At 71.2% G+C, this 6,482-nt stretch carries 6 protein-coding genes; 4 read left to right on the forward strand and 2 right to left on the reverse strand.

Features of this window, described 5'->3' with window-relative positions:
- The 4 genes from ABZ260_RS44030 to ABZ260_RS44045 all read left to right on the forward strand — a co-directional run.
- Positions 1 to 557: acyl-CoA dehydrogenase family protein (locus tag ABZ260_RS44030; protein WP_355629909.1), on the forward strand; the 557-nt coding region annotated here is incomplete at its 5' end.
- 31 nt (positions 558 to 588) lie between these two features.
- Complete coding sequence (locus ABZ260_RS44035; protein WP_350923672.1) at positions 589 to 1,569, forward strand: acyl-CoA dehydrogenase family protein; 981 nt, start codon at positions 589 to 591, stop codon at positions 1,567 to 1,569.
- Positions 1,570 to 1,582: 13 nt separating this feature from the next.
- Positions 1,583 to 3,058: an AMP-binding protein gene (locus ABZ260_RS44040; protein ID WP_355629913.1), complete on the forward strand. Its 1,476-nt coding sequence runs from the start codon at positions 1,583 to 1,585 to the stop codon at positions 3,056 to 3,058.
- 267 nt (positions 3,059 to 3,325) lie between these two features.
- Complete coding sequence (locus ABZ260_RS44045) at positions 3,326 to 4,111, forward strand: dienelactone hydrolase family protein (protein ID WP_355629916.1); 786 nt, start codon at positions 3,326 to 3,328, stop codon at positions 4,109 to 4,111.
- Positions 4,112 to 4,219: 108 nt separating this feature from the next.
- Here ABZ260_RS44045 and menC read toward each other — a convergent pair whose 3' ends face one another.
- Both menC and ABZ260_RS44055 read right to left on the reverse strand, forming a co-directional pair.
- Complete coding sequence (gene menC / locus ABZ260_RS44050; RefSeq protein WP_355629919.1) at positions 4,220 to 5,320, reverse strand: o-succinylbenzoate synthase; 1,101 nt, start codon at positions 5,318 to 5,320, stop codon at positions 4,220 to 4,222.
- A gap of 252 nt (positions 5,321 to 5,572) precedes the next feature.
- Positions 5,573 to 6,482, reverse strand: a 910-nt coding sequence (locus ABZ260_RS44055; protein ID WP_355629922.1) for a membrane dipeptidase, incomplete at its 5' end; no start/stop codon positions are given.

Below are 6,482 nucleotides of genomic sequence, written 5' to 3' on the forward strand. Positions count from 1 at the left end.
TCTTCGACGACGTGCACATCCCCGCGGAGAACCTGATCGGCCAGGTCAACGACGGGTGGAGCTGCGCGGTCACCACACTCCTGCACGAGCGCCTGTCCATCTCCAGCGGCGTCGGCATGGGCGGCCGCAAGGACAACCCGGTCGCCTTCGAGGTGCTGCGCCACACCGCCGACACCGCCGACCCGGTGGTCAGGGACCAGCTCATCGAGCTGCACATCCGCTCCCGCGCGCTCGCCCTGTTCAACGAGCGACTCTCTCAGGAGACCAAGGCCGGCGTCTTCCCCGGGGCCAGGGGCAGCGCGGCCAAGCTGCTGCTGGCCGAGCTGACCATGTTCCAGGCCGACCTCGCCACCTCGCTGGCCGGACCGGGGGCCGTCGCCTACGAGGAGGGTGGCGGGCGGCTGGCCGAGGCCGTCTCACTCGCTCCCGCCATGGCCCTCGGCGGCGGCACCAACGAGATCATGCGCAACATCATCGGCGACCGGGTGCTCAACCTGCCGCCCGAGCCGCGGGTGGACAAGAACGTGCCGTTCAAGGACCTCAAGGTGAACGGGTGACCTCCGGGCTCGCGCAGAAAGGCGGAAACATATGAAGCTCGTGCTCACCGAGGAGCAGCGGGAACTGCGCGGCGCGGTCCGTGCCTTCCTCGCCTCCGCCTCGCCGCTGCCCGAGGTCCGGCGGGCCGTCGAATCCGAGACCGGCCACGACCCCGAGGTCTACCGCAGGCTCAACGGCGAGCTCGGGCTCGCCGGCCTCGTCGTCGGAGAGGAGCACGGCGGCGCGGGGGCCGGGTACGCCGAGCTCGCGGTGGTCCTGGAGGAGACCGGCGCGGCGCTGCTGCCGGGCCCCTTCCTGGCCACCACCCTCGCCACGATCCTGCTGACCGAGGTGGGCGACAAGGAGCTGCTGCCCGGCATCGCCGCGGGGACCACGCTCGCGACCGTCGCCCTCGACGGCGGCCGCGCGCTCAACGGTGCCGAGGCCGACGTGGTCCTGGCGATCGAGGGGCCGCGGGTCCTGGCGGTCAGAGGCGGTGACCGCACCCCGCTGACCACCCTGGACATCACCCGCAGGCAGGCGAAGGTGGATCTGGGCGCGGGCGAGGAGATCGCCTCGTCGACGGAGGGCGTGGCGAGGGCCAGGGACCTGTTCGCGGTCGCGGTGGCCGCCGAGCAGCTCGGCGTGCTGCGTGCCTCGCTGGACGCCATCGTCGGCTACGCCAAGCTCCGGGTGACCTTCGGCCGCCTCATCGGCTCCTACCAGGGCGTCAAGCACCGGCTCGCCGACATGCACTGCAAGCTGGAGCAGGCCGAGTCGATAGTCCGCTACGCGGCCTGGGCCGCGGACGAGGCGCCCGGCGAGCTCTCCTCGGCCGCCGCGCTCGCCCAGGCCTACGTCGGCAGGGCCTGCTTCGAGGTGGCCCGGGACAACCTCCTGCTGCACGGCGGCATCGGTTTCACCTGGGAGCACGACGCGCATCTCTACTACAAGCGCGCCAAGGCCGACGAGGTGCTGCTGGGTGCGCCCCGCACGCACCGTACCCGCCTCGCCGAACTGCTGGAGCTCTAAAGGAGGAACGTCCATGGCCGACATCAGCGGGCTACCCACCTTCTACCGGATCGCCGAGGCCGATCCCGGCCGCCGCGCGCTGATCCACCCCGACGGCGCCGTGACGACCTACGGAGAGTTGCTGGCCACGGTCAACCAGGTCTCACACGGCCTGCGGGCCCGCGGGCTCGGCCGAGGCGACGTGGTCGCCGGAGTGCTGCCCAACGGCATCGACGCGGTGGTCATGCTGATGGCCACCGGGCAGGTGGGGCTGTACTACGTACCGGTCAACTGGCACCTCACGGCCGCCGAGATCGACTACATCCTGGCCGACTGCGACGCCCGGGTCGTGGTCGCCGACCCGTCGTACTCCGTCGAGAAGGCCGTCGGCGTGGCCGAGCTGGCCGAGGGGCAGCCCACGACCGCCCCTGACGACCGCTCGGGCGGCGGCGTCATGTGGTACACCTCGGGCACCACCGGGTTCCCCAAGGGCGTGCAGCGCCCGCTCTCCAGCCACGAGCCGGAGGTGATCGTCCCGCTCTACACCTGGTTCCTGGGCGAGGTCTGCGACCTGCGGGCCGGTGACGAGATCCACCTGGTGACCTCGCCGATGTATCACTCCGCGCCGTGCGCGCACACCATCTTCGCCCTCCACCTCGGGCACACCCTGGTGATCGCGCCCAGGTTCGAACCGGAGGCCATCCTGGAGCTGGTCGACAGGTACCGGGTCGGCAACGCGCTGATGGTGCCGACCATGTTCCACCGGATGCTGCAGCTTCCGGCGGAGGTCAGGGCGCGCTACGACGTGTCGTCGCTGCGGCAGGTGGTGCACACCGGCGCGGCCTGCCCGGTGGCGGTCAAGAAGGGCATCATGGACTGGTGGGGGCCGGTGCTGTACGAGTACTACGGCTCCACCGAGACGGCCATCGCCTTCTCCGTCAAGCCGCACGACTGGCTGGAGCGTCCCGGCACGGTCGGCCGCCCGGCCCCGACCTTCGAGGCGAGGATCCTCGGCGCGGACGGGGAGGAGCTCCCCGCGGGCGAGCCCGGCATGATCTACGTCAGGTCGGGCACCGGCGGTTTCGAGTACCGCAAGGACCCGGAGAAGACCGCCGCCAGCATGCGCGGTGACTGGTACGCCCCCGGTGACATCGGCTTCATGGACGCGGACGGCTTCCTGTTCCTCTGCGACCGCCGCACCGATCTGATCGTCTCCGGCGGGGTGAACATCTACCCCGCGGAGATCGAGGCGGCGATCCTGGAGCACCCGGCGGTCGCCGACGTCGCGGTGATCGGCGTGCCCGACGAGGAGTGGGGCCACCGGGTGGTCGCCCTGATCCAGCCGGTGCCCGGCCCCCGCCCCTCGGTCGAGGAGCTGCTGGCACACCTCGGCCCGCGGATCGCCCGCTTCAAGCACCCCAGGGTCATCGAGTTCCGCGACGAACTGCCCCGCACGCCCACCGGGAAGCTCTCCCGCTCCAAGGTCAGGGAGGAGTATCTGGCCTCCTGACGGTCCCGTGCCCGTACGCCCGGCGGACCGGGGCGTCCGCCTCCGGTCGACGGGAACGCCGGGGAGGGTCTCCACGATCCGCTCGCGCCGGGCCGCCGCGTGAAAGAGGCGCGGAAATCTCAATTCCCTGAAACGCTTTTCGTGACCACTGTTTAATCACTCGTATATCGATAATTAATTTATCCATGATATCATGTTGGAAATCGCCGGATAAGTGCGGCTAATGTTTCGGGCGTAAACTCCAGTCAATTCAAAGGAGTGTCGTCCGTGTGTTACGACGCAGCTGCCGCCCCGCCTGTGCCGAATGCTCCGATCACCCGGGCGGAGGCCGCGCAGGCCACCCTGACCTCGGGTGACGGCACGCGCATCGGCGCATTTCTCGCCCACCCCGAGAAGCCGTCAGGGGTGGGGGTGCTCGTCCTCCCCGACAATCGCGGACTGTCGGGCTTCTACCAGCAGCTCGCCGTGCGGCTGGCGGAGCTGGGGCACACCGCGGTCGCGATCGACTACTACGCGCGCACCGCCGGAACCGACTACCGCGACCGGCCCGAGAGTTTCGCCGACATGGCCACGCTCATGCCGGACCATCTCGCCAGGCTGACCTCCGAGGGACTGTCCGCCGACATGTCGGCCGGTGTCGAAAGGCTCCGCGAGAGCTGCCACGCCGTGGTCTCCCTGGGGTTCTGCATGGGGGGCAGGTTCGCGTTCAACACCGCCGCCCCCCGTTTCGGCCTCGACGGGGTCATCGGGCTGTACGGCTTTCCCGGCGAGCTCAACGGGGCTCCCGGCCCCATCCAGCTGGCCCACCTGATGACCGCGCCGATCCTCGCCCTGTGGGGCGGTGGCGACGAGAACATCCCGCCGGCCATGGTGACCGCCTTCGACGACGCCCTCACCGCCGCCGGGGTCGGGCACGAGTTCGTCACCTACCCGGACGCGCCCCACGGCTTCTTCGATCATCAGCTCCCCGACTTCGCCGACGCCTCGGCCGACGCCTGGCGGCGCATCACCCGCTTCATCTCCGCCACCGCCCAGGAGGCCGCGGCGAAGTGAGGCCGGTCGAGCCCCGGACGTGATCGGTCGCGCGTCCGACCGGCTCCGGCGGCGGAACCTCGCATCCGTGACCGGGCCTCGGGCCGGCCGCTTCGCGGGAGCCCGTGGTCAGCGGGTGATCCACTCGGTGGAGGTGGTGACCTCCCGCAGCACGCCGGGGATCGGCTCGACGCCGATGCCCGGCCCGCCGGGGACGTTCAGATGGCCGTCGCTCAGCTCGAAGGGCGGCGTGATGTCCGTCGTGTAGTAGCGGTGGGAGGCAGAGATGTCGCCGGGCAGTGTGAAGCCGGGCAGGGCGGCCAGGGCGACGTTGGCGGCGCGGCCGACGCCCGTCTCCAGCATGCCGCCGCACCAGACGGCGACGCCGTGGGCGCGGCACAGGTCGTGGATGCGCCGGGCCTCCAGATAGCCGCCCACCCGGCCGGGCTTGACGTTGACCACGGAGCAGGCGCCCAGCGAGATGGCGGCGGCCGCGTCGGCGGCCGACTCGATGGACTCGTCCAGGCAGATCGGGGTGGCGATCCTGCCGGCCAGCCGGGCGTGCTGGACGATGTCGTCGTGGGCCAGCGGCTGCTCGATGAGCAGCAGTCCGAAGGGGTCCAGCCTGGCCAGGTGGGGCGCGTCGGTGAGGGTGTAGGCGGCGTTGGCGTCGACCTGGAGGAGCAGGTCGTCGCCGAAGCGCTCCCGTACCGCGCGGACCGGTGCCAGGTCCCAGCCGGGCTCGATCTTGAGCTTGATCCGGACGTAGCCCTCGTCGAGATAGCCCGCGACGGTGTCCAGGAGTTCGGGGACGGAGTTCATGATCCCGATCGACACCCCGGCGGGGACACGGTCGGCGGTGGCGCCGAGGAAGGAGGCGAGGGACTGACCGGACGCGCGCAGCCAGGCGTCCAGGACCGCGCTCTCCAGGGCCGCCTTCGCCATCCGGTGGCCTTTGAAGGGCTGCAGCGCGCGGCCCACGCCGTGGACGTCGGCACGGGCGGGCAGGGCCGGGATGAGGAAACGGCGCAGCACGTCGGCGGCGGCGTCGACGTACTCGGGGGAGTAGAGCGGGTCGGACATGGCCACGCACTCGCCCCAGCCCTCCGCCTCGGGGGTGACCACGCGGAGCAGGAGTACGTCGCGTTCGGTCTCCGTGCCGTAGGAGGTACGGAACGGCGTGACCAGTGGCATCGCGACCCGCCTCAACTCGATCCCGGTGATCTTCAAGCTTCCTTCTCCCATTCGTCGCACCGGGTTCCATTGTCATGCCGGGCGTCGTGCCAGGGGCGCTCCCGTGCCAGGGGCGCTCCCGTGCCAGGGGCGCTCCCGCGTCGGGAGTGGCCCGCCTGGGGGCCGCCGCTCCACGAGGTGGCCCGTCTCACGGCCGAAGCCGATCGCCTCCTTGCGGCAGGTCGCCCGGTGTCTCGCGGAGGAGCGGCCGCCACCCCCGTCCCATCTCGGCTCATGCCCCCGCGAGGCTCAGGCGGGCCTGCCCAGCTCGGCGCGGAACAGCCGGTGCACGTTGCCGCCGATGATCTTCATGATCTCCTCGTCGGCGAAGCCGTGCTTGAGCAGGGCGTCGGTGACCAGGGGCAGGCCACTCGGGCCGGACAGTCCGGGCAGGGTCGCGCCGATGTCGACACCGCTGTAGCCGGGCTCCTCGCAGCACGGGGGAGTGACGTCGTGCATGACCTCGCGGATGAAGTCCGGACCGAGCCCCACGTGGTCGATCCCGCCGACGCTCACCACGTGCTCGATGTGGTCGACCAGCCGGTCCACCGTGTACTCGGTGACGTCCTCCGTCAGGAAGGCGGGCAGGAAGTTGACGCAGACCACGCCGCCGGTGGCGGCGACGGCGCGGATCTGGTCGTCGGTCAGGTTGCGGTGGTGGTCGCGCAGCGCGCGGGCCGAGGAGTGGGTCGCCATCACCGGCCTGCTCGCCAGCTCCAGCACGTGCTCCACCCCCGAGGCGCCCAGGTGGGAGATGTCGAAGATCACGCCGAGCCGTTCCATCTCCCGGACCGTCTCCACCCCCGCCGCGGTGAGCCTGCTGCCGGTGGCGTCCTCGCCGCTGCCGTCGGCCAGCGCGGTACGGCCCCAGTGCGCGATCGAGGCGACCCGCACGCCCAGCCGGTGCAGCGTGGGCACCAGCTCGACGGCCGAATCCAGGCCGGGCATGCTCTCCAGCGCCAGGACCAGGGCGATCCTGCCCTGGGCGAGCGTCTCGTCGATCTGCGCGCCGTCCAGGCAGAGCCGTACGGCGTCGGCGTTGCCCTCGGCCAGCACGTGGGCGCACTCGATCATGCGCAGTGTCTGCCGGAGCGCGCCCTCGGGGCGGTACTGATCGTCGATGAAGACCGGCAGCACCTGGAGGTTCACCCCGCCCTCG

The organism is Streptosporangium sp. NPDC006013 (assembly GCF_040614275.1).
In the GTDB taxonomy this organism is placed as follows: Bacteria; Actinomycetota; Actinomycetes; order Streptosporangiales; family Streptosporangiaceae; genus Streptosporangium.

What these genes read in the sequence shown, in the direction of transcription:
- ABZ260_RS44040 (WP_355629913.1), top strand. Translation starts at nt 1,583, where the DNA reads ATGGCCGACATCAGCGGGCTACCCACCTTCTACCGGATCGCCGAGGCC.
- ABZ260_RS44035 (WP_350923672.1), top strand. Translation starts at nt 589, where the DNA reads ATGAAGCTCGTGCTCACCGAGGAGCAGCGGGAACTGCGCGGCGCGGTC.